This window comes from Pseudomonas sp. IT-93MI4 (assembly GCF_949767635.1).
GTDB lineage: Bacteria > Pseudomonadota > Gammaproteobacteria > Pseudomonadales > Pseudomonadaceae > Aquipseudomonas > Aquipseudomonas putida_A.
In genome coordinates, this window is sequence record NZ_CATKPP010000058.1 from 78,260 (window position 1) to 96,997 (window position 18,738).

Genomic DNA, 18,738 nt, shown 5'->3' on the forward strand with positions numbered 1-18,738 from the left:
CGCCTACTTGTGCGATACTCTGCGCCGCAACAGCACAGAGCCAAAGCTCGCGAGTTTACAGGTCAAGCGCCGGAAATAAATATCCCGCCTCTTTACACCTACCACTTAGCGGAACGTTTCAAGCGCCCTTGACAAGACTTCTCTTCATCGGCATGATTCGCGGCCTATTTTGTTTGCTATTTCCTAAAAAGTCTTTCGAGGAGCTCGACGGTGGCCAACTCACCTTCCGCCAAAAAACGTGCAAAACAGGCTGAGAAGCGTCGCAGCCACAACGCCAGCCTGCGTTCCATGGTTCGTACCTACATCAAGAATGTAGTTAAGGCCATCGACGCAAAAGACGCTGAAAAAGCTCAAGCTGCATACGTTCTGGCTGTGCCAGTTATCGACCGTATGGCCGATAAAGGCATCATCCACAAGAACAAGGCTGCTCGTCATAAGAGCCGTCTGAATGGCCACGTCAAGGCACTGAAAGAAGCTGCTTAATCGACGTAGTCATTAAAAAACCGACCTTAGGGTCGGTTTTTTATTGCCTGCGATTTGGTGAATCCCGCACTCAAAAAAGTGGGAGCGGGCTTGCTCGCGAATGCAATCTGTCAGCCGACATCTCTAGCAACTGACACGACCTCTTCGCGAGCAAGCCCGCTCCCACATTCGGATTTGCGTTGTTACTGCTGGACGGGTACCCACGGCACGATCGGAATCGCGGTTACCGCATTCTGCGGGCTGCCTTCGATCACGCGATCGCTGTAAACCAGGTACACCAGCGTATTGCGCTTCTTGTCGAGGAAACGCACCACCTGCATGGTCTTGAACACCAGCGATGTGCGCTCCTTGAACACCTCATCACCATCCTTCAGTTCGCCCTTGAACTTGATCGGACCGACCTGACGACAGGCGATCGACGCCTCGGCGCGATCCTCGGCCAGACCCAGACCACCCTTCACCCCTCCCGTCTTGGCGCGAGACAGGTAGCAGGTCACACCGTCGACCTTCGGATCATCGAAAGCCTCGACCACGATCCGGTCATTCGGGCCGACGAACTTGAACACCGTCGACACCTGACCGATTTCCTCGGCCGAGGCCAGCAATGGCAGCGCCATCAGCAGACCCAACAATCCTTTAGCCATGCGCATGCGTATTTTCCCTTAGACCAGAATCAGGTTGTCACGGTGAACCAGTTCCGGCTCAGCCATGTAGCCCAGCACGCCGACAATTGCATCTGACGACTGACCAATGATTTTTTGCGCCTCAAGCGCACTGTAGTTGGCCAGGCCACGGGCAATCTCACGACCGTCCGGCGCCACGCAGACCACCATCTCGCCACGCCGGAAGCTGCCCTGGACCAATTTGACGCCGACCGGCAACAGACTCTTGTTGCCCTGCGACAACGCCGACACCGCGCCTTCGTCCAGCACCAGCGTGCCGCGAGTCTGCAGATGCCCGGCCAGCCACTGCTTGCGCGCCGCCAGCATGCCGCGCTCAGGCGACAGCAGCGTACCGATGCGCTCGCCAGCCTTCAGGCGATCGAGTACTCGCTCCAGACGCCCACCAACGATGATCGTGTGCGCCCCGGAGCGCGCCGCCAGCCGCGCCGCACGCAGCTTGGTCTGCATACCACCGCGCCCCAGTGCGCCACCGGTGCCGCCCGCCACCGCATCCAGGGTCGGATCATCGGCGCGCGCTTCGTAAATCAGTTGCGCATCAGGATTGTTGCGCGGATCGGCGTCGAACATGCCGTCGCGATCGGTGAGGATCACCAGCAGATCAGCCTCGACCAGATTGGCCACCAGCGCCGCCAGCGTATCGTTGTCGCCGAAACGGATTTCGTCGGTGACCACGGTGTCGTTTTCGTTGATCACCGGGATGACTTTCAGCTCGACCAGCGCACGCAGGGTGCTGCGGGCGTTGAGGTAGCGCTTGCGGTCGGACAGGTCATCGTGAGTCAGGAGAATCTGCGCGGTGTGCCGGCCATGCTCGGCAAAGCTCGACTCCCAGGCCTGCACCAAGCCCATCTGGCCGATTGCAGCAGCGGCCTGGAGCTCGTGCATCGCACTGGGTCGTGCGGTCCAGCCCAGGCGGCTCATGCCGGCAGCCACTGCCCCGGAGGACACCAGCACCAACTCGACACCCGCCTCATGCAGGGCGACCATCTGCTCGACCCATACACTCATTGCCGCACGATCCAGCCCTTTGCCATCAGCTGTCAGCAAAGCGCTGCCGATCTTCACGACCCAACGCTGCGCACCTGTCACTTTGCTCCGCATCATCTTCAACCTTAGCTTGAGGACAGCGCGACCCAGCGCTGCCCGTGACGTTAATCGTGGCTATTGGTGACCAACGATCGATTTCCAGATACTAAAACGCCGCTCGATTGAGCGGCGCTTAAGTTTACTGCAACGAATCAGTCGCGCACGTAAATGATTTCCGGACCGTCTTCATCATCCACATCTTCTTCGTCCCAGTCATCGTCGCCGATGTCGTGGACCGACTTCACGCCGCTGCGACGCAGAGCACGCTTGTCATCCAGCGCCTGCAACTGTGCACGGGCTTCGTCTTCGATGCGCTGATCGAGATCGGCAAGCTCTTCCTTGTACACCGGGTCGTTAGCCAGGCGATCGGCACGATCTTCCAGATAACGCATGATGTCGCGCGTCAGGCGCTCGGTGCCTTCTTTGGCGATGGCCGAGATCACGTAGACCGGACCCTCCCACTGCAGGCGATCAACGATTTCCTTGACGCGCTCTTCGTGCTCTTCCTCGAGAATCTGGTCGCACTTGTTCAGCACCAGCCAGCGATCACGCTCGGCCAGCGACGGACTGAATTTGACCAGCTCGTTGACGATCACTTCAGCCGCGTCCGGTGCGCTGGTGTCATCCAGCGGCGCCATGTCGACAAGGTGCAGCAACAGACGCGTACGCGCCAAATGCTTGAGGAAGCGAATGCCAAGTCCGGCACCGTCGGACGCACCTTCGATCAGCCCCGGAATGTCGGCGATGACGAAGCTTTTCCAGCGATCAACGCTGACCACACCCAGGTTCGGCACCAGCGTGGTGAACGGGTAGTCGGCGACTTTCGGCTTGGCCGCCGACACCGAACGGATAAAGGTACTTTTACCGGCGTTCGGCAAGCCCAGCAGACCGACGTCAGCCAGCACTTTCATTTCCAGTTTCAGGTCACGCTGCTCACCCGGCTTACCCGGAGTGGTCTGGCGCGGCGCACGGTTGGTACTGGATTTGAAACGGGTATTGCCCAGACCGTGCCAACCGCCCTGCACCACCATCAGCTTCTGGCCGGCCTTGGTCAGGTCGCCAATTACTTCCTGGGTGGCCGAGTCGATCACGGTGGTACCGACCGGCACGCGCAGGATCAGGTCTTCACCCTTCTTGCCGGTGCAATCGGTGCTGCCGCCGTTGGAGCCACGCTCGGCATCGAAGTGCCGGGTGTAACGGTAGTCGACCAGGGTGTTGAGGTTTTCGTCGGCCATCATGTAGATGGAACCGCCGTCACCGCCGTCACCGCCGTTCGGGCCGCCGTTTTCAATGAATTTTTCCCGACGGAAACTCATGCAGCCATTGCCGCCGTCGCCAGCTTTTACGCGGATCGATACTTCGTCTACAAACTTCATAACTCAACGCCTCTCGCCATACGGACGAGCCGAAAAACAATCAAGACATAAGACTCTTGCAAAAATGAGCGCAGCGACCCCAAAACACGACCTGCATCGCACGCCGACAGCCCATACAAACAGTTTTGCAAGAGACTCACCCCACAAACGAAAAAGCCCCGTCGCAAGACAGGGCTCTTCCAGCGATCTCGCGATTAAGCCGCGACAACGCTCACGTAACGACGACCGAAGGCGCCTTTTACTTCAAACTTGATCACGCCTTCGATTTTCGCGAAGAGGGTGTGATCCTTACCCATGCCAACGCCGTAGCCAGCGTGGAATTGGGTGCCGCGCTGACGCACGATGATGTTGCCGGCCTTGATGACCTGGCCGCCATACATCTTCACGCCAAGGCGTTTGGCTTCTGAGTCGCGACCGTTACGGGTACTACCACCAGCTTTTTTGTGTGCCATGAGTTCAATTCTCCTAGTGAGGAATTAGGCTGTAATTAAGCCTGAATACCGGTGATTTTGATCTCGGTGAACCACTGGCGGTGGCCCATACGCTTCATGTGGTGCTTACGGCGACGGAACTTGATGATGCGGACTTTATCGTGACGACCTTGGGAGATCACTTCAGCCTTGACGGTTGCGCCAGCAACAACAGGTGCGCCGATGTTCACGTCGTCGCCATTGGCGACCAGCAGAACGCGGTCAAAAGTCACGGATTCGCCAGTAGCGACTTCCAGTTTTTCGATCTTCAGGTATTCACCTTCAGCGACCTTGTATTGCTTACCGCCGGTAACGATTACTGCGTACATGGTATTTCTCCGATAATCCTGCTCACCCAGCTCTTTATAAGAAGAGGTATTGGCTGGCATGGCTGCATGGGGCTGGAACGGCCCAAGTGCAATTGCGTAAGGCAGGTGCTGCCCAGGAAGTTCAGGGTGCGCGATTGTACGCAAGCCGCGAGAGTCACGCAAGTGGCCGTCCATCGCGCCTTGACAGGCCCCGGTGTGGGTCCTAGCATGCCGCGCAACCCTTCTGGAGCAACTGTCGCTGATGCAACCCCAAGCTTTCTACCGCGCGGTGGCGGACGATTTTAACGCCGTCGACGGCATCATCAAGAAGCAGCTGACTTCCCGAGTGCCGCTGGTATCGAAAATCGGCGATTACATCACCTCGGCCGGCGGCAAACGCCTGCGTCCTTTATTGGTGCTGCTGTGCGGCAAGGCCCTGGGTCGCGAAGGCGACGACATGCGCCTGCTGGCCGCCACCATCGAATTCCTGCACACCGCGACCCTGCTGCATGACGACGTGGTCGACATGTCCGGCATGCGCCGTGGCCGCTCGACCGCCAACGCCATGTGGGGCAACGCCCCGAGCGTGCTGGTAGGCGACTTCCTGTACTCGCGCTCGTTCGAAATGATGGTCGAGCTGGGCTCGATGCCGGTGATGAAGATCCTGTCCCAGGCCACGCGCATCATCGCCGAAGGCGAAGTGTTGCAACTGTCCAAGGTACGCGACGCCAGCACCACCGAAGAAACCTACATGGAAGTCATCCGCGGCAAGACCGCGATGCTTTTCGAAGCCTCGACCCACAGCGCCGCCGCACTGGCCGGTGCCACCGCCGAGCAGAGCGAAGCCCTGCGCACCTTCGGTGATCACCTCGGCGTGGCGTTCCAGCTGGTCGACGACCTGCTGGACTACAAGGGCGATGCCGAGACTCTGGGCAAGAACGTCGGTGACGATCTGGCCGAAGGCAAGCCGACCCTGCCGCTGATCTACACCATGCGCGAAGGTACGCCGGAGCAAGCTGCTCTGGTACGTCAGGCGATCCAGAAAGGCGGGATCGAAGACCTCGAAAGCATCCGCATCGCCGTGGAAGCCTCGGGTTCGCTGGAGTACACCGCGCAACTGGCCCGCGACTACGTGGCCCGTGCGATCAAGTGCCTCGACGCGCTGCCGGCCAGCGAATACCGCGATGCACTGGTGGAATTGAGCGAATTTGCGGTCGCCCGCACGCACTGATCACCGCGCAATCAAAGAGCCGCAGCCTTCCGCCGAAGCCTGCGGCTTTTTGTTGCCTGCCCTCTACGCGCTAAAACCTTATACAATGTGCGACTTTTAGCGATCCACATCCCAAGGAGCCTTAGTGAGCACGTTGCCACCCTGCCCGAAATGCAATTCCGAATACACCTACGAAGACGGTGCCCAACTGATCTGCCCTGAGTGCGCCCACGAGTGGTCGGCCAACGGCGAAGCCGAAGTGGCATCCGATGATGCCGTGAAGAAAGATTCGGTCGGCAACGTGCTGCAGGACGGCGACACCATCACCGTGATCAAGGACCTGAAGGTCAAGGGCACCTCGCTGGTGGTCAAGGTCGGCACCAAGGTCAAGAACATCCGCCTGTGCGACGGCGACCACGACATCGACTGCAAAATCGATGGCATCGGCCCGATGAAGCTCAAGTCCGAGTTCGTCAGAAAGGTCTGATCCTGCTGTCATCCATCCCGCGCCCGCCGCGGGATGGTGCGTCACCCTCCCCGCCAGCCCCCGCATTCTCGCGTAATAGCCAGACGCCAGCCGTTTTGACCTTACGCAATCTTTACCCGGAAAAAATCGCATTCCGCCAATAGGCACTTGCTATTTGACGAATAAGAATTATTCTCATTGAAACCTTTCAAGGAGATGAGACCCATGACTTATTTGATCGATGCCTGGCTGGACCGCCCACACCCGTACCTCAGGATCCTGCATCGGGAAACCGGCGAAGTCTGTGCGGTACTGGAAGAAGAAGCCCTACATGAGCTGCAGGATCAGGGTGATCTGGACGTCAGCAGCCTGAATTCCAGCGAACCGCTGGTGCTCAAGGAGCTGGTGCGCAATCTGTTCCTGTTCTGCTATGCCCGGGCCTTGCGCCCGACCAATGAGCTGCATCACAAGATCGAAATATGAGTAGCGCGGAAAAAACTGTGGGAGCCAGCCTGCTGGCGAAAGCGCTGTGTCAGGCAACGGATGATTGCCTGAAAGGACGCCTTCGCGAGCAAGCCCGCTCCCACATTATTGACCTGTCACCGGGACAGGCCAGGCATTACAGAACGTCCAGCAGCTCGACGTCGAATACCAGAACGCTGTGCGGCGGGATGCTGCCGACGCCTTGAGCGCCGTAAGCCAGTTCGCTCGGCACGTACAAGCGCCATTTGCTGCCGGCATTCATCAGTTGCAGAGCTTCGGTCCAGCCAGCAATCACGCCGCCAACCGGGAATTCTGCTGGCTGGCCACGATCGTAGGAGCTGTCGAACACAGTGCCGTCGATCAGCATGCCGTGGTAGTGAGTACGCACGGTGTCTTCACGGGACGGCTTGGCGCCTTCGCCCTGGGTCAGCACTTCGAATTGCAGACCGGAAGCCAGAGTAGTGATGCCTTCTTTCTTGGCGTTTTCAGCCAGGAAAGCACGGCCTTCACCGGCAGCCGCTTCAGCTTTGGCGGCGGCTTCGGCTTGCATGATCTCGCGGATAACCTTGAAGCTGGCGGACATGGCTTCCTGATCGACACGGCTTGGCTTGCCGGCGAATGCGTCGGTCAGACCGGCCAGGATGGCGTCCAGGCTGACACCCGGTGGCGGGTTGTCGCGCAGCTGGTCACCCAGCTGACGGCCAATACCGTAGCTGACGCGGGTTTCGTCGGTGGACAGATTTACTTCGGACATGACACTGCTCCGCTGTGCGGACGGCCATCAGACTTGCCGTGCGTGCACAGCGCGTCCCGGCGCGCCCGGAACCAAAAGGGCGAGCAGACTAGCACAGATGCCCGGCGATGGGGCGCAAGGCCTATAGGGCCGAACGCCAGGCCAGTGGCACTTTCAGGCTTTCATCGACGCTGCCGCCCAGGCCGCACATTTCGTCGTGCACCGAGGTGTGCACAAGGTTGAACGGCAGCACCGGAAAGTTATGCAAAAGATCCCGTGCATGCTCCACCGAACGCAGCTGCAGCATCTCGCCCTTGAGATCACTCAGCGGATACGCCGCCCCGTGCATCCGCGCTTCGAGCAGATAAATCCCGCCCTCCATGGAGATCAGGTTCAGCTCATCGACCTTTCTGGCGATGGCAAACGCATTCAACTCTTGCAGGTTCATGAACGCACCTCGTGCGATGGCGAGCCAGGACCCTTACAGGGATATGCCCGCGCGCACCAAAGCACAAGCCACAAACGACACCGCCCGTCTGTTTCGCAACAGACGGGCGGTGTTTTTGCAGCGATCAGCCAATGATCAGTGCTTGGTGAGCTTGTCCAGATAACCCATCGCGAACGCCGAAATCACGAAGGTCATGTGGATGATCACGTACCACATCAGGTGCTCGGGATCGACGTTCTTGGCATCCATGAAGATCCGCAGCAGGTGGATCGAGGAAATCGCCACGATCGACGCCGCCACTTTCATCTTCAGCGACGAGGAGTCCATGGTGCCCAGCCAGCTGAGCTTCTCTTTGCCTTCGTCGATGTTCAGCTCGGACACGAAGTTCTCGTAGCCGGAAATCATCACCATCACCAGCAAGCCGCCCACCAGCGCCATGTCGATCAGCGACAGCAGCACCAGGATCAGATCCGATTCGGCCATGGAAAACACGTTGGGAATGACATGAAACACTTCCTGGAAGAATTTCAATGCCAGCGCCAGCAGCCCGAGGGACAGCCCGATATAGATCGGCGCCAGCAGCCAGCGCGTGGCGTACATTGCATTTTCGATAAAGCGTTCCATTGACTCTCACACAATAAGGATTGAAATCGGCGGCGAGTATACCAGCCGCCCGTGACCGCCAGAAACCGCCCGGCTCGCACCTCCCATCACCGCAACCTGCGTGTGTGTGTGAATTTTTTTCTGCTACTGTCCAAACCATTGACCGCCTAGCGAAAGTGGACAGGACGACTGGAAATGCATGTGCGATTACCGTTGACGACTGCCGGAGTTTGCCTCGTTCTGCTGCTGGGTGGCTGCTCACCCGGCGATGAGAAAAAGCCCTCGGTCAGCCTCGACGCGAAGACGGCAACCTTCGAACACTCACTGGACGCCATTACCGACCCGAAACTCAAGGACGCCGTGACCGAGCTCGGTGGTTCGCTGCTGCTGCTCGAACGCGCGCAGCTCAAGCTCGACAGCACCCCGCTGAAAACCGTCTACGGCGAAGACACCCTCGGCATCCTCAAGCACTACCCTTCGCCGCAGGCGCTGGTCGATACCTTTATCAACGGCCTGTTCGTGCTGCACAAGGACGCCAGCTCCGATTACCTTACCGACCTGCAACCGGTATTCCCGTTCAACCTGAACATTCCCGGCGGCTTTCTATTCCCGCACGGCGTGGAATGGCAGTCGGTGACCCTGAGCAACAAGCGCGTGATCGCCTATCAGCCGGAGTGGTCGGAAACCGATCCCGGCATTCAGTTGAGCCCGTCCAGCTCCAACGTCAACAACCCCGATGACCTGACCGTGACCTACCCGTTCATCGAAGGGCTGGACGTGGACAAGAAGAGCCAGCCACAACCGGTGAGCCTGCAAGGCAAAGTCGAAGTCATCGCGCCGCGCCGCCTGTTCAGCTTCAACCTGAGCCAGAAGGACGTCGGCCAGACCCGCACCGATGACAACCTCAGCGTCACCCTGCTGAAGCTTGAAAAGAACTACGCCGAAGTCGAATTCAGCAACAGCCTGCCACTGGCCCCTGAGGTCGAGGGTGCGCAGCTCAATCCAGTCATCGTTCAGGCCCGTGACACCAACGGGCAATACCTGGTGCGCGCCGGCTCAATCAATGAGAGCCCGGCACAAGTCGCTTTCTACGAGAAACAACTGGCGCATCTGCAACAGCAGAAAACCTGGAGCGAGGCGTTGGAAAAACAGCTCGAGGACGAACAGCAGACCTTCGAGCAGCAGCATCCGCGCCGCTACAACAAGGTCTACTTCAACGGCCCTATCGACACTCTGGAAGTCAGCGTGCTCGATTTCTCCTCGGCGACCGTGACCCGCAAGGCGCTGGATCTGCCAGTGCGCACTTTCAGCCAGCACACCACCGAAAAAGCCATCCAACCGCTGGACCCGGCGGTGGTCGTCTATGACGATCTGGCGCCGAACTGGCTCAAGGGCGCTAGCCTGACCGGGGAAGCGTTGAAGGCCGGTATCCGCATCCATCAGTCCGTGGAGGATCCGAGCGCTGCACGCATCGAGTTCTCTCACCGGCGAACCTTCAACGATGAATTGCTCGGTGATGATTTCAGCCCCGGCGAGAGTCCCGTGACGTTCTTCACCGAGAAACGCAGCGGCAAACTCGACGAGCCCATCGAACTGCCGCCCGAGGCGTATCAGGTCGATCCGCTGCAAGCGACCATTACTTACGATTTGAACCTGTTCCCGGAAACCCCGGCGATTGCCGTGGGGTCTATGCCGCTGTTTCTCGCCAGCGTGGAGAAAAAAGCCTACGACGCCAAATCCCTGCCCAAAGGCCTGGAGATCAAGAACAACACGTTGGTGGTGGACCTGAAACTGTTTCCGGCCAACGCCTGGCGATTCTTCGTCAAGGACGACAGCGGCAACTACCTGAAACAGATTCTCTCAGTCAGTCATGACGCGAGTGCGGATGGCCCGGCGCTGTTCGGCGTGCATTACTTCTATGGTCGTCCAACGCACGTGGAGACCTATCAGCGGACCGAGCTCAACACCGTGCAATACGGCTTTGAGGTCAAACTCGACAAGGCGCAGCAGTCCGACACCGCGCCATGATTGCGCCTAGTGGTCGAACACGCCGACCGTACGCCCACGCCCGCCATTGATCTGGCGCAACTGTGCCTGCAGGTGCAGGCTCCAGATCTGCGGATCGTCGGCCAGCTCGTAGCCGTGCATCGTCAGGCTTTCCACAATAGTGTCGAGAATCGACTCGGCGGCGACTGGCCCGTGAAACGGGCCCTGGGCCTTGATGGCGGAGGGTTGTTCGCCGGCCATGCCGGCAGCGAAGAGCAAGGTCCACATGCCGTTATCGCCGGCCAACGGTTTGATGGCGCATTCGATGCGGGTCACGAGACCCAGGCACTGACGGGTGAGGCAGAGGTTGCGCGACATGGCGGCGACCCTCGGTAAAGCCTGTATTCAGCCTTCACGCGAAGGCTGTTTCGATCCAGTGATACTGTCGATGTCCTTGAGCAGAGAATAGAAGAAAAGTCCGCTGCGCAAGCTGGATAGAACCAGAAGGCGCCGAATGGTCATTGTGTGAATTCTGACGTCAGAGTAGTGGCACTTTTCCCGAAGATCAGCGCAAAAATCAATCTGGAAAAACAACTGTGGGAGGGAGCAAGCCCCCTCCCACAGTTTTTACCGCGTTTGCGGTCAGGCTGGTTTGGCTTCGGCTAGTGCCTCCTGCGCCAGTTCCTTTTCCGCCTCTTTGAGGTCGTCTTCACTGATCATCTCGGCAATCACCCGCAGACGCTCGACCACGCGCGCGTTGACGCTGCCTTCAGGGAACTGACCGTCAGCATCCGGCTCACCGGCCGGCTCGCCGACCAACAGGCTCAGCGCTTCGTCAGCCTGACGCACCGCGTACACGTGGAACTGCCCGGCGCGCACCGCCGCCAGCACCTTCTCGTCGAGCATCAGCGTGGCGACGTTGGCCTGCGGAATGATCGCGCCCTGCTCGCCGGTCAACCCACGTGCTTCGCAGAGACGGAAGAAGCCCTCGATTTTCTCGTTGACCCCGCCGACCGCCTGCACTTCACCGAACTGGTTGATCGAACCGGTGATCGCAAAGCACTGCTTGAGCGGCGTCTTCGACAGCGCCGAAATCAGCGTGCAGGCCTCGCCCAGCGACGCACTGTCGCCATCGACGTAACCGTAGGATTGCTCCAGCGCAATGCTCGCGGAAATCGCCAGCGGGAACTCCTGGGCGTAACGGCTGCCCAGATACCCGGTGAGGATCATCACGCCCTTGGAGTGGATCGGCTGACCCAGGTTGACCTCGCGCTCGATGTCGACGATACCGCTGCCGCCCGGGTACACCGTGGCGGAAATCCGCGCCGGCACACCGAACGCCGAATCACCCACTTCGAGCACGGTCAGCCCGTTGCACTTGCCGACCGCGGCGCCGTCGGTGTCAATCAGGATGATCCCGGCGAGCATGTCGTCGAGAATCCGCGCCGAGACCCGACCGGTGCGAGTGGCCTTGGCTTTCAGCGCACGCTCGATGTGCCCGGCATCGGTCATTTCATCGCCGGCCAGATGACGGATGAAGTCCGCCTCGCTGACCAGTTGGAACAGATCGCCGATCCGCGCCGACAAACGCCCCTGATGCTCGGCCAGCCGTGCACTGTAGGTCGCCAGACGCGCCACCGCATCGGCGGTCAGCGGCGCCATGCCTTCTTCCGAAGTGCGGGTTTTCAGCAACTGGGCAAATTGCTCCAGGCTTTCGTCGACCATCGGGATGTCTTCGTCGAAGTCGACCAGCACGCGGAACATCTCCTGGAAGTCCGGATCGAGGTCCTGCAACGTGTAATACAACTGCCGCGCGCCGATGATGATGACTTTGACCTGCAACGGAATGTGTTGCGGGTTGAGGGTCACCGTGGCGAAACGGCCCATCTCGCCCAGCGGCGATTCCATTTTCAGCTTGCGCGATTGCAGGGCGCGTTTCAGCGCGTCCCACACGAACGGCTCGCTGAGCATTTTTTCCGCTTCAAGGATCAGGAAGCCGCCGTTGGCGCGATGCAAAGCACCTGGGCGCAACTGCCGGTAAGTGGTGTAAAGCGCGCCCTGATCGGTGGTGTACTCGATGCGCCCGAACAGGTTTTCGTAAGTCGGGTGCGGCTCGAACACCACCGGCGCCCCGCCGCTGGCCGGATGCCCGACCACCAGGCTCGGCGCGTATTGCTCTTCCAGCAGCTTGCGCGCCACGGCGTCGGTCTTGCTGTCGTCGACCAGTTGCTCGACCACGGTTTTCAGCAAGTACACCTGCATCGCTTGCAGGTAACCGCAGACCGCAGCGTTCTCCGCGTACTTCTCGGACAACGGCGAGAGCAACGGCTGCAAGGCCAGGGTGATGGTTTCCTCGTTGAGCTGACGCAGTTGATTGTTCGACTCACGCTTCCACTGCGGCAGGCTGGCGAGTTCTTCGTTCAGACGCTCTTCGAGGCCGGAGATGTCTTCGTGAAACCGTTCGCGCTCGGCTTCCGGCAATTGGGCGAATTCCGCTTCATCCAGCGCCTTGCCTTCAAGCATCGGCGTGAAGGCGATATTGCTGCTGTCGCGGTACAGGGCGACGTCCTTCTCCAGCGCCAGCCGCTCGATGATATCGAGGGCCTTGTCGTAGCGCTGGTTGAAGGCGCGGTCGATGGCGCTTTTCTTCTGCTGGTAGGACGGGTGTTCGAACACGGCCGGAAAGGTTGCCAGCAGGTTATCGATCAGGCCGTTGATGTCACCGATGAACGAAGCCGCAGTGCCAGAAGGCAATTCCAGCGCGCGGGGCTCGCGCGGTTCATCGAAATTATTGACGTAGACCCAGTCCGCCGGGGTCTGCAGGCGCTTGCCTTCGGCCTTCAGGTAGCGTTTGACGAACGAAAAGCGGCCAGTGCCGGGCTCGCCCATGACAAAGACGTTATAGCCGGGGCGTGGCATCGCCACACCGAACTGCAAGGCTTCGACCGCACGTTCCTGGCCGAGCACACCGCGAAAGGGCTCCAGATCATTGGTGGTAGTGAAGCTGAACTGTTCAGCGGAAAACGGACGAGTCAGCGCTTCGGGCGCTATACGCAGGCTGGCAGCAACAGGATCAGGCATCGGGCTTCCTTAACAATCAGGCGGGGCGGATAGCGGCATTCTGGCGCTGCCCGTGCCCCACTGGCAAGGCGCGCCACACGACAAAGCATAGACAACCGGGTGACCCTGCCCCGCCCCCCGGCAAATCGGGGTTATCGCCAAATCTTTTGTAAAAACTCACGGAACCCCTGGAACGTGCCTAAACTCCAAACTGCGCGGCTGGAACGAATACTGGCCCACTGGCACCTTCAGGTGTCAGAACCCTGTCCATTGGTATGCACACAAAGAGAACAAAGCTATGAAACGGATTCTTCTCGGTACTCTCTTCACCGCTGTTTCCATCAACGCCATGGCGCAAGCCCCGGGTGGCCCGGATTGCGGTTGGGGCAACATGCTGTTCGAAGGTCAGCGTGGCACCCCGGCACACTTCCTGGCATCCACCACTAACGGCACCTCCGGTAACGCTACGTTCGGTATGACTTCCGGCACCAACGGTTGCTCGACCAACGCGTCGCTGACCTACGGCGGTAAATCCTGGTTCGCCATGAATGGCATGATGAACGAGCTGTCCGAAGACATGGCCAAGGGCAACGGCGAAGCGCTGACGACCTACGCCGTGGTACTGGGCGTGGCGCCGGAAGACCGTGCGCACTTCGCTGCTGTCACTCACGAGCACTTCCAGCAGATCTTCAGCAAAGCTGACGTGACCGCAGAAGACGTGCATACCAACACCCTGGCCGTGCTGAAGTCGGACCCACGTCTGGCCAAGTACGCAACTCAGGCTTAAGCTCGACCCCACCCGCTTCTTTCGGGAAGCGGGTTTTGTTTTTTTGGACCTGCCCTCCTTGGGTCTTTTGTTTCTTTTCGACTTAAGTTGCCACCTATGCTCAAACGCCTTGCCTGGTTGGCGCTCTGTGTCTGCGCCCCGCTGTCCGCCGCGCCTCACATCGACCCTCAACGTTTGCAGCAACTGGCCAACCACCGCTTCTGGATTTCCCTCGGTCATTACGAAACCGCCAAGCTTGGCGGCTGGCGCAGCTATGTCAGCGACAGGAAATTCTTTCTTGCGCCCGATGGCAACGAACACCCCGACCATGAGCTGGCCGCCACCGTGCAGGCGCTGTACGCCCCGGCCAGTCTCGGCGAGCAACACGCGCAATGCGTCTATCCGGCGCGCACCCGCTGGCTGAAAGCGCAGCTCAATCTCGCCGATCTGCCCGCCCCCGATTGCGCCGAATTCAAGAAGTGGTTCAAGGACGTCTCGCCGCACAGCGCGGTGATGATCTTCCCGGCGGCCTACCTCAACAGCCCGTCGTCGATGTTCGGCCACACCCTGCTGCGCATCGACCAGGCTGACGTGCAGGCCGACAAGACCTCACTGCTGAGTTACGCGATCAATTTCGGCGCCTACATCGAAGGCTCGGACAACAGCATTCTCTACGCCTGGAAAGGCTTGATGGGCGGCTACCCGGGGCTTTTTGCGCTGGTGCCGTATCAGGAAAAACTTTCCGAGTACCGCAGCCTGGAAAACCGCGACCTGTGGGAGTACCGGCTGAACCTGACGCAAGCAGAAACCGCGCGCATGGTCGAGCATGTGTGGGAGCTGAAGCAGATCCAGTTCGACTATTTCTTCTTCGACGAAAACTGCTCCTATCGCCTGCTCGAACTGCTGCAAGTGGCACGTCCAAGCCTGCGCCTGACCGAGCAATTCCCGCTGACCGCTATCCCTACCGATACGGTCAAAGCGGTGAAAGAGGCCGGGCTGGTGGAAAGCATCGAATATCGTCCGTCCCGCGAGCGTGAACTGCTCAGCCGCGCCGAGCCGTTGAATAAGGAAGAACAGCAATGGGTGCTGAAGGTCAGCGCCGATCAACAGGTGTTGCAGGAGCCGACCTTCAAGGCCCTGCCCCGGGATCGTCAGGCGCTGATCATCGATGCCGCCTATCGTCTGGAGCGTTACCGCGCCAACGGGCAGGAACGTGATGCGCAACGTGCACAGCGCAGCTTCGAACTGCTGCGGGCGATCAACAAGAACCCGGCGCCGGAGTTGCAGATTCCACAACCGGGCCTGCCGGAAGACGGCCATGAATCACGCACCTGGCAGGCCGGCATCGGCACCCGCGGTGATCGTGCATTCGGCGAGTACGGCTTGCGCATGGCCTATCACGATCTCAATGACAACGCCGAGAGCTTCCCCCTCGGCGCGCAGATCGAAATTCTACAGATGAAGCTGCGCCAGTATGAAGGCAACCAGTGGCAGTTCCAGCAACTGGACCTGGCGACCATCCGCTCGCTGACCCCGCGCAATGAACTGCTGCAGCCTCTGTCGTGGCAAGTCACCGGTGGCCTTGAGCGAGTGCCGGGCAAGCATGATGACGAGACGCTGGTCAGCCACGTCAACGGTGGTGGTGGCGGTACCTGGGCGTTAGGTGATGACGTATTGGGTTTTGCCCTCGGCACCGTGCGCGTTGAACACAACAATGACTTCGCCGAGTTCGTCTCCCCGGCCGGCGGTTTCAATACCGGCGTGTTGTGGAAAAACCCGTTGGGCAATCTCAGCCTGGAAGCCAAGGGCGATTACTTCTTCAATGGTGAAGTGCGCCGTAGCTTGAGCCTGAATCAGCAATGGGAGCTGTCGCGCAACCTCGGTTTGCGCCTGAGTGCGCAGCGTGACTTCAGTCATGTGGCGACACCGGAAACCGAAGTGATGCTTGAGGTGAAGTGGTACCACTACTGATCTGAAGCCTAATCAATACCCCCTGTGGGAGCGGGCTTGCTCGCGAAGGCGTCGTGTCAGGCGATTCAAATCTCGACTGACCCACCGCTTTCGCGAGCAAGCCCGCCCCCACAGGGTTCTCCGGTATTCAACGAATTACTTACATGTCTTTCACCAACGCCCGACGAATCCGCTTCTAGACTTTCCCTATCAGCCGAGAATCGGCGCGGGAGAGTGCGATGTGGCGGTGTGCGGGATTGCTGGGTGTTTTGCTGTTGCTCGGGGGTTGCCAGACCACCCATGAAGACTTGATCGCCAAAGGTTATCCACCGGCCTTCGCCGACGGCTTTGATGATGGCTGCGTCAGTGGTCGGCAAGCCGCCGGTTCGATCAGTGGCGAGTTTCGCAAGAACGTGCCGCGCTATCTCAAGGACAAGCAATACGCCGAAGGCTGGACCGACGGCTTCCGCCAGTGTCAGGCAATGCTGGAAAACAAGGATCGCGAAGAGTATCGCAACGAGCACTGGGACGAACGCGAGCGCGCCTGGCAGCAGCAGAAAGATCAGGACGCCGGGCGGGCTTATCGCTCGCAATAGGTCGCTTCCAGACATCCAGTGAAACCAAATGCCGGCGACCATGGCCCAAACTCTTTGCAGAGGAGGACAGCATGAGCCGCGCTTTCGTCAACGAAGATAACGCCGCTGCGCAAGCCGATCAGCCCGTCGAACGGCAGGTCAGTGCGCAGCCCAATTACGTCACCCCCCAAGGATTGGTGCAGTTGCAGGCTAAAGTCGCCGAACTGCAAGCCTTGCACGCCGAACAATCGGCCAAGGGCGAACAGGCCGACAAGCAGCGCCAAGCCGATCTCGAAAGAGATTTGCGCTACTTCAACCAACGCCTCGCCAGCGCACAGGTCGCGGCCCCGGCGATCTCGACCGATAAAGTGCAGATTGGCAGTTGGGTAACCTACGCCGACGAACACGACACCGAAAGTCGGGTGCAACTGGTCGGCGAAGATCAGGCCGACGCCAGTCAGGGCCTGATCAACTGGGCTTCGCCGCTGGGCCGGGCGCTGCTCGGCGCCCGGCTCAATGACGAAGTGCTGTGGCAGCGCCCCGCTGGCGATCAGTTGATTGAAGTGATTCGCATCGAACCGGCTTAAACCACACCCTGCGCGAGCATCGCATCCGCGACTTTGACGAAGCCGGCGATGTTCGCGCCTTTGACGTAGTTGATCCGCCCGTTCTCTTCGCCGTAATGCACGCAGGCGTGGTGGATCGACTGCATGATCGCGTGCAGCTTGCTGTCCACCTCGCCGGCCGTCCACAGCAGACGCATGGCGTTCTGCGACATCTCCAGACCGCTGACCGCGACCCCGCCGGCGTTCGACGCCTTGCCCGGGGCGAACAGAATGCCGGCCTCGACGAAGATATCCACAGCCGCAAGCGTGGTCGGCATGTTCGCGCCCTCGGCCACGCATACGCAGCCGTTGCGCAGCAGCGTACGTGCGGCGTCTGCATCGAGTTCGTTCTGCGTGGCACACGGCAGCGCGATGTCGCACGACAGCGACCAGGGCAACTGACCGGCGCGGAACTCCAGACCGAACGCCGTGGCCAGTTCGCTGATGCGTCCGCGTTTGACGTTTTTCAGCTCCAGCAGCGCCTGCCACTGTTCTTCGCTCAAGCCCGATTCGCAGTACAGCGTGCCTTCGGAGTCGGACAGCGAAATCACCTTGCCGCCCAGGTCCATGACCTTGCGCGCCGCGTACTGCGCGACGTTGCCGGAACCGGAGATCGCCACGCGCTTGCCTTCGACGGTCTGCCCGCGGCGCTTGAGCATCTCCTCGGCGAAGTACACGCAACCGAAACCGGTGGCTTCCGGGCGAATCAGGCTGCCGCCATAGGTCATGCCTTTACCGGTCAACACGCTGGTGAACTGGTTGCTCAGGCGTTTGTACTGGCCAAACAGGAAACCGATCTCCCGCGCACCGACACCGATGTCACCAGCCGGCACGTCAACGTCCGCGCCGATGTGGCGGTACAGCTCGCTCATGAACGCCTGGCAGAAACGCATGACTTCGGCGTCGCTCTTGCCCTTAGGATCGAAGTCCGAACCGCCCTTGCCGCCGCCCATGGGCAACGAGGTCAGGGAGTTCTTGAAGGTCTGTTCGAAGGCGAGAAACTTCAGCACGCCCATGTTCACCGAAGGATGGAAGCGCAAGCCGCCCTTGTACGGGCCGATTGCGCTGTTCATCTGAATGCGGAAACCGCGATTGACCTGGACCTTGCCCTGATCGTCGACCCACGACACGCGGAACACCACTGCGCGCTCCGGCTCGCAGATGCGCTCCAGAATGCCTGAGGTCAGGTAACGCGGATTGGCTTCGAGAAACGGCCACAGACTGCGCAGGACCTCTTCGACGGCCTGGTGGAATTCGGGTTGATCCGGGTCGCGTTTTTTCAGGCGGGCGAGGAAGGATTCGACGGATTCGATCATGGGAAAAGTCTCGGCAAATTTATTGTCGTTGGAAGCGATTGAGCCGGACTGTAGCAAACGATTTGCGCACAGGAACAGCGCAAAATGTCGCAGTTATGAAATTAAATGGTGCACAGGATATAAATCAGGCGGTT

Annotated in this window: 20 protein-coding genes; 9 read left to right on the plus strand and 11 right to left on the minus strand. The window is 59.7% G+C overall.

The window, feature by feature from the left end; all coding sequences use genetic code 11:
- The first annotated feature begins 210 nt into the window (after window positions 1-210).
- Window positions 211-483, plus strand: coding sequence for a 30S ribosomal protein S20 (gene rpsT, locus ACM6I7_RS26425; protein ID WP_003228351.1), 273 nt, complete (start codon window positions 211-213; stop codon window positions 481-483).
- A gap of 182 nt (window positions 484-665) precedes the next feature.
- Here the strand turns inward: rpsT and ACM6I7_RS26430 are convergent, their stop codons facing one another.
- The 5 genes from ACM6I7_RS26430 to rplU form a co-directional block, all read right to left on the minus strand.
- Window positions 666-1,133, minus strand: coding sequence for a CreA family protein (locus tag ACM6I7_RS26430; RefSeq protein WP_003228353.1), 468 nt, complete (start codon window positions 1,131-1,133; stop codon window positions 666-668).
- Window positions 1,134-1,145: 12 nt separating this feature from the next.
- Window positions 1,146-2,264 carry a glutamate 5-kinase gene (gene proB / locus ACM6I7_RS26435; RefSeq protein WP_027612826.1) on the minus strand — a complete coding sequence of 373 codons (1,119 nt, stop codon included), beginning with the start codon at window positions 2,262-2,264 and terminating at the stop codon, window positions 1,146-1,148.
- Window positions 2,265-2,401: 137 nt separating this feature from the next.
- On the minus strand, window positions 2,402-3,625 hold the full coding sequence (gene cgtA, locus ACM6I7_RS26440) for an Obg family GTPase CgtA (protein ID WP_097089258.1): 1,224 nt from the start codon (window positions 3,623-3,625) through the stop codon (window positions 2,402-2,404).
- Window positions 3,626-3,819: 194 nt separating this feature from the next.
- Window positions 3,820-4,077, minus strand: coding sequence for a 50S ribosomal protein L27 (gene rpmA / locus ACM6I7_RS26445; protein ID WP_003228360.1), 258 nt, complete (start codon window positions 4,075-4,077; stop codon window positions 3,820-3,822).
- 35 nt (window positions 4,078-4,112) lie between these two features.
- Window positions 4,113-4,424 carry a 50S ribosomal protein L21 gene (rplU, locus tag ACM6I7_RS26450; protein ID WP_003228361.1) on the minus strand — a complete coding sequence of 104 codons (312 nt, stop codon included), beginning with the start codon at window positions 4,422-4,424 and terminating at the stop codon, window positions 4,113-4,115.
- 241 nt (window positions 4,425-4,665) lie between these two features.
- Here rplU and ACM6I7_RS26455 point away from each other — a divergent pair, with 241 nt between their 5' ends.
- The 3 genes from ACM6I7_RS26455 to ACM6I7_RS26465 all read left to right on the plus strand — a co-directional run bounded on the left by ACM6I7_RS26455 (window position 4,666) and on the right by ACM6I7_RS26465 (window position 6,562).
- Window positions 4,666-5,634: a polyprenyl synthetase family protein gene (locus ACM6I7_RS26455; protein ID WP_003228362.1), complete on the plus strand. Its 969-nt coding sequence runs from the start codon at window positions 4,666-4,668 to the stop codon at window positions 5,632-5,634.
- A 124-nt stretch (window positions 5,635-5,758) separates the two neighbouring features.
- A complete protein-coding gene (locus ACM6I7_RS26460; protein ID WP_003228364.1) occupies window positions 5,759-6,100 on the plus strand; it encodes a zinc ribbon domain-containing protein YjdM in 342 nt (113 codons plus the stop codon).
- Window positions 6,101-6,304: 204 nt separating this feature from the next.
- Window positions 6,305-6,562 (plus strand): hypothetical protein, encoded by a 258-nt coding sequence (locus tag ACM6I7_RS26465; protein ID WP_003228365.1) that lies wholly within the window; start codon window positions 6,305-6,307, stop codon window positions 6,560-6,562.
- Window positions 6,563-6,698: 136 nt separating this feature from the next.
- On the opposite strand, the gene ACM6I7_RS26470 is transcribed toward ACM6I7_RS26465, so the two are convergent.
- From ACM6I7_RS26470 to ACM6I7_RS26480, 3 genes are all read right to left on the minus strand, one after another.
- Window positions 6,699-7,316 (minus strand): FKBP-type peptidyl-prolyl cis-trans isomerase, encoded by a 618-nt coding sequence (locus tag ACM6I7_RS26470; RefSeq protein WP_003228367.1) that lies wholly within the window; start codon window positions 7,314-7,316, stop codon window positions 6,699-6,701.
- A 121-nt stretch (window positions 7,317-7,437) separates the two neighbouring features.
- Window positions 7,438-7,743: a DUF6482 family protein gene (locus ACM6I7_RS26475; RefSeq protein ID WP_027612827.1), complete on the minus strand. Its 306-nt coding sequence runs from the start codon at window positions 7,741-7,743 to the stop codon at window positions 7,438-7,440.
- A 135-nt stretch (window positions 7,744-7,878) separates the two neighbouring features.
- Window positions 7,879-8,367: a TIGR00645 family protein gene (locus ACM6I7_RS26480; RefSeq protein ID WP_007963798.1), complete on the minus strand. Its 489-nt coding sequence runs from the start codon at window positions 8,365-8,367 to the stop codon at window positions 7,879-7,881.
- Between the two features lie 174 nt (window positions 8,368-8,541).
- Between ACM6I7_RS26480 and ACM6I7_RS26485 the strand changes: the two genes are divergently transcribed.
- A complete protein-coding gene (locus ACM6I7_RS26485) occupies window positions 8,542-10,374 on the plus strand; it encodes a hypothetical protein (protein ID WP_414889555.1) in 1,833 nt (610 codons plus the stop codon).
- A 6-nt stretch (window positions 10,375-10,380) separates the two neighbouring features.
- Here ACM6I7_RS26485 and ACM6I7_RS26490 read toward each other — a convergent pair whose 3' ends face one another.
- Both ACM6I7_RS26490 and ACM6I7_RS26495 read right to left on the minus strand, forming a co-directional pair.
- Complete coding sequence (locus ACM6I7_RS26490) at window positions 10,381-10,710, minus strand: hypothetical protein (protein ID WP_007963794.1); 330 nt, start codon at window positions 10,708-10,710, stop codon at window positions 10,381-10,383.
- A 264-nt stretch (window positions 10,711-10,974) separates the two neighbouring features.
- Window positions 10,975-13,413, minus strand: coding sequence for a Lon protease family protein (locus ACM6I7_RS26495; RefSeq protein WP_027612829.1), 2,439 nt, complete (start codon window positions 13,411-13,413; stop codon window positions 10,975-10,977).
- Between the two features lie 277 nt (window positions 13,414-13,690).
- Here ACM6I7_RS26495 and ACM6I7_RS26500 point away from each other — a divergent pair, with 277 nt between their 5' ends.
- The 4 genes from ACM6I7_RS26500 to ACM6I7_RS26515 all read left to right on the plus strand — a co-directional run bounded on the left by ACM6I7_RS26500 (window position 13,691) and on the right by ACM6I7_RS26515 (window position 17,270).
- Window positions 13,691-14,179, plus strand: coding sequence for a DUF3015 domain-containing protein (locus tag ACM6I7_RS26500; protein WP_007909797.1), 489 nt, complete (start codon window positions 13,691-13,693; stop codon window positions 14,177-14,179).
- Window positions 14,180-14,275: 96 nt separating this feature from the next.
- On the plus strand, window positions 14,276-16,129 hold the full coding sequence (locus tag ACM6I7_RS26505; RefSeq protein ID WP_414889556.1) for a DUF4105 domain-containing protein: 1,854 nt from the start codon (window positions 14,276-14,278) through the stop codon (window positions 16,127-16,129).
- Window positions 16,130-16,347: 218 nt separating this feature from the next.
- Entirely contained in the window at window positions 16,348-16,704 is a 357-nt protein-coding gene (locus tag ACM6I7_RS26510) for a hypothetical protein (RefSeq protein ID WP_007963787.1), read from the plus strand.
- 71 nt (window positions 16,705-16,775) lie between these two features.
- Window positions 16,776-17,270, plus strand: a complete 495-nt coding sequence (locus ACM6I7_RS26515; RefSeq protein WP_096795243.1) for a GreA/GreB family elongation factor — start codon at window positions 16,776-16,778, stop codon at window positions 17,268-17,270.
- Here the strand turns inward: ACM6I7_RS26515 and gdhA are convergent.
- Window positions 17,267-18,604, minus strand: a complete 1,338-nt coding sequence (gene gdhA / locus ACM6I7_RS26520) for an NADP-specific glutamate dehydrogenase (protein ID WP_150367950.1) — start codon at window positions 18,602-18,604, stop codon at window positions 17,267-17,269. The two genes, ACM6I7_RS26515 and gdhA, sit on opposite strands and share 4 nt — an antisense overlap.
- Window positions 18,605-18,738: the final 134 nt, after the last annotated feature.

Bases quoted from the DNA above. Each gene is read 5' to 3' on its own strand.
- ACM6I7_RS26430 (WP_003228353.1), bottom strand. From the start codon at position 1,133: ATGCGCATGGCTAAAGGATTGTTGGGTCTGCTGATGGCGCTGCCATTG.
- proB (WP_027612826.1), bottom strand. From the start codon at position 2,264: ATGCGGAGCAAAGTGACAGGTGCGCAGCGTTGGGTCGTGAAGATCGGC.
- cgtA (WP_097089258.1), bottom strand. From the start codon at position 3,625: ATGAAGTTTGTAGACGAAGTATCGATCCGCGTAAAAGCTGGCGACGGC.
- rpmA (WP_003228360.1), bottom strand. From the start codon at position 4,077: ATGGCACACAAAAAAGCTGGTGGTAGTACCCGTAACGGTCGCGACTCA.
- rplU (WP_003228361.1), bottom strand. From the start codon at position 4,424: ATGTACGCAGTAATCGTTACCGGCGGTAAGCAATACAAGGTCGCTGAA.
- ACM6I7_RS26455 (WP_003228362.1), top strand. From the start codon at position 4,666: ATGCAACCCCAAGCTTTCTACCGCGCGGTGGCGGACGATTTTAACGCC.
- ACM6I7_RS26465 (WP_003228365.1), top strand. From the start codon at position 6,305: ATGACTTATTTGATCGATGCCTGGCTGGACCGCCCACACCCGTACCTC.
- ACM6I7_RS26470 (WP_003228367.1), bottom strand. From the start codon at position 7,316: ATGTCCGAAGTAAATCTGTCCACCGACGAAACCCGCGTCAGCTACGGT.
- ACM6I7_RS26475 (WP_027612827.1), bottom strand. From the start codon at position 7,743: ATGAACCTGCAAGAGTTGAATGCGTTTGCCATCGCCAGAAAGGTCGAT.
- ACM6I7_RS26480 (WP_007963798.1), bottom strand. From the start codon at position 8,367: ATGGAACGCTTTATCGAAAATGCAATGTACGCCACGCGCTGGCTGCTG.
- ACM6I7_RS26485 (WP_414889555.1), top strand. From the start codon at position 8,542: ATGCATGTGCGATTACCGTTGACGACTGCCGGAGTTTGCCTCGTTCTG.
- ACM6I7_RS26490 (WP_007963794.1), bottom strand. From the start codon at position 10,710: ATGTCGCGCAACCTCTGCCTCACCCGTCAGTGCCTGGGTCTCGTGACC.
- ACM6I7_RS26495 (WP_027612829.1), bottom strand. From the start codon at position 13,413: ATGCCTGATCCTGTTGCTGCCAGCCTGCGTATAGCGCCCGAAGCGCTG.
- ACM6I7_RS26500 (WP_007909797.1), top strand. From the start codon at position 13,691: ATGAAACGGATTCTTCTCGGTACTCTCTTCACCGCTGTTTCCATCAAC.
- ACM6I7_RS26505 (WP_414889556.1), top strand. From the start codon at position 14,276: ATGCTCAAACGCCTTGCCTGGTTGGCGCTCTGTGTCTGCGCCCCGCTG.
- ACM6I7_RS26510 (WP_007963787.1), top strand. From the start codon at position 16,348: ATGTGGCGGTGTGCGGGATTGCTGGGTGTTTTGCTGTTGCTCGGGGGT.
- ACM6I7_RS26515 (WP_096795243.1), top strand. From the start codon at position 16,776: ATGAGCCGCGCTTTCGTCAACGAAGATAACGCCGCTGCGCAAGCCGAT.
- gdhA (WP_150367950.1), bottom strand. From the start codon at position 18,604: ATGATCGAATCCGTCGAATCCTTCCTCGCCCGCCTGAAAAAACGCGAC.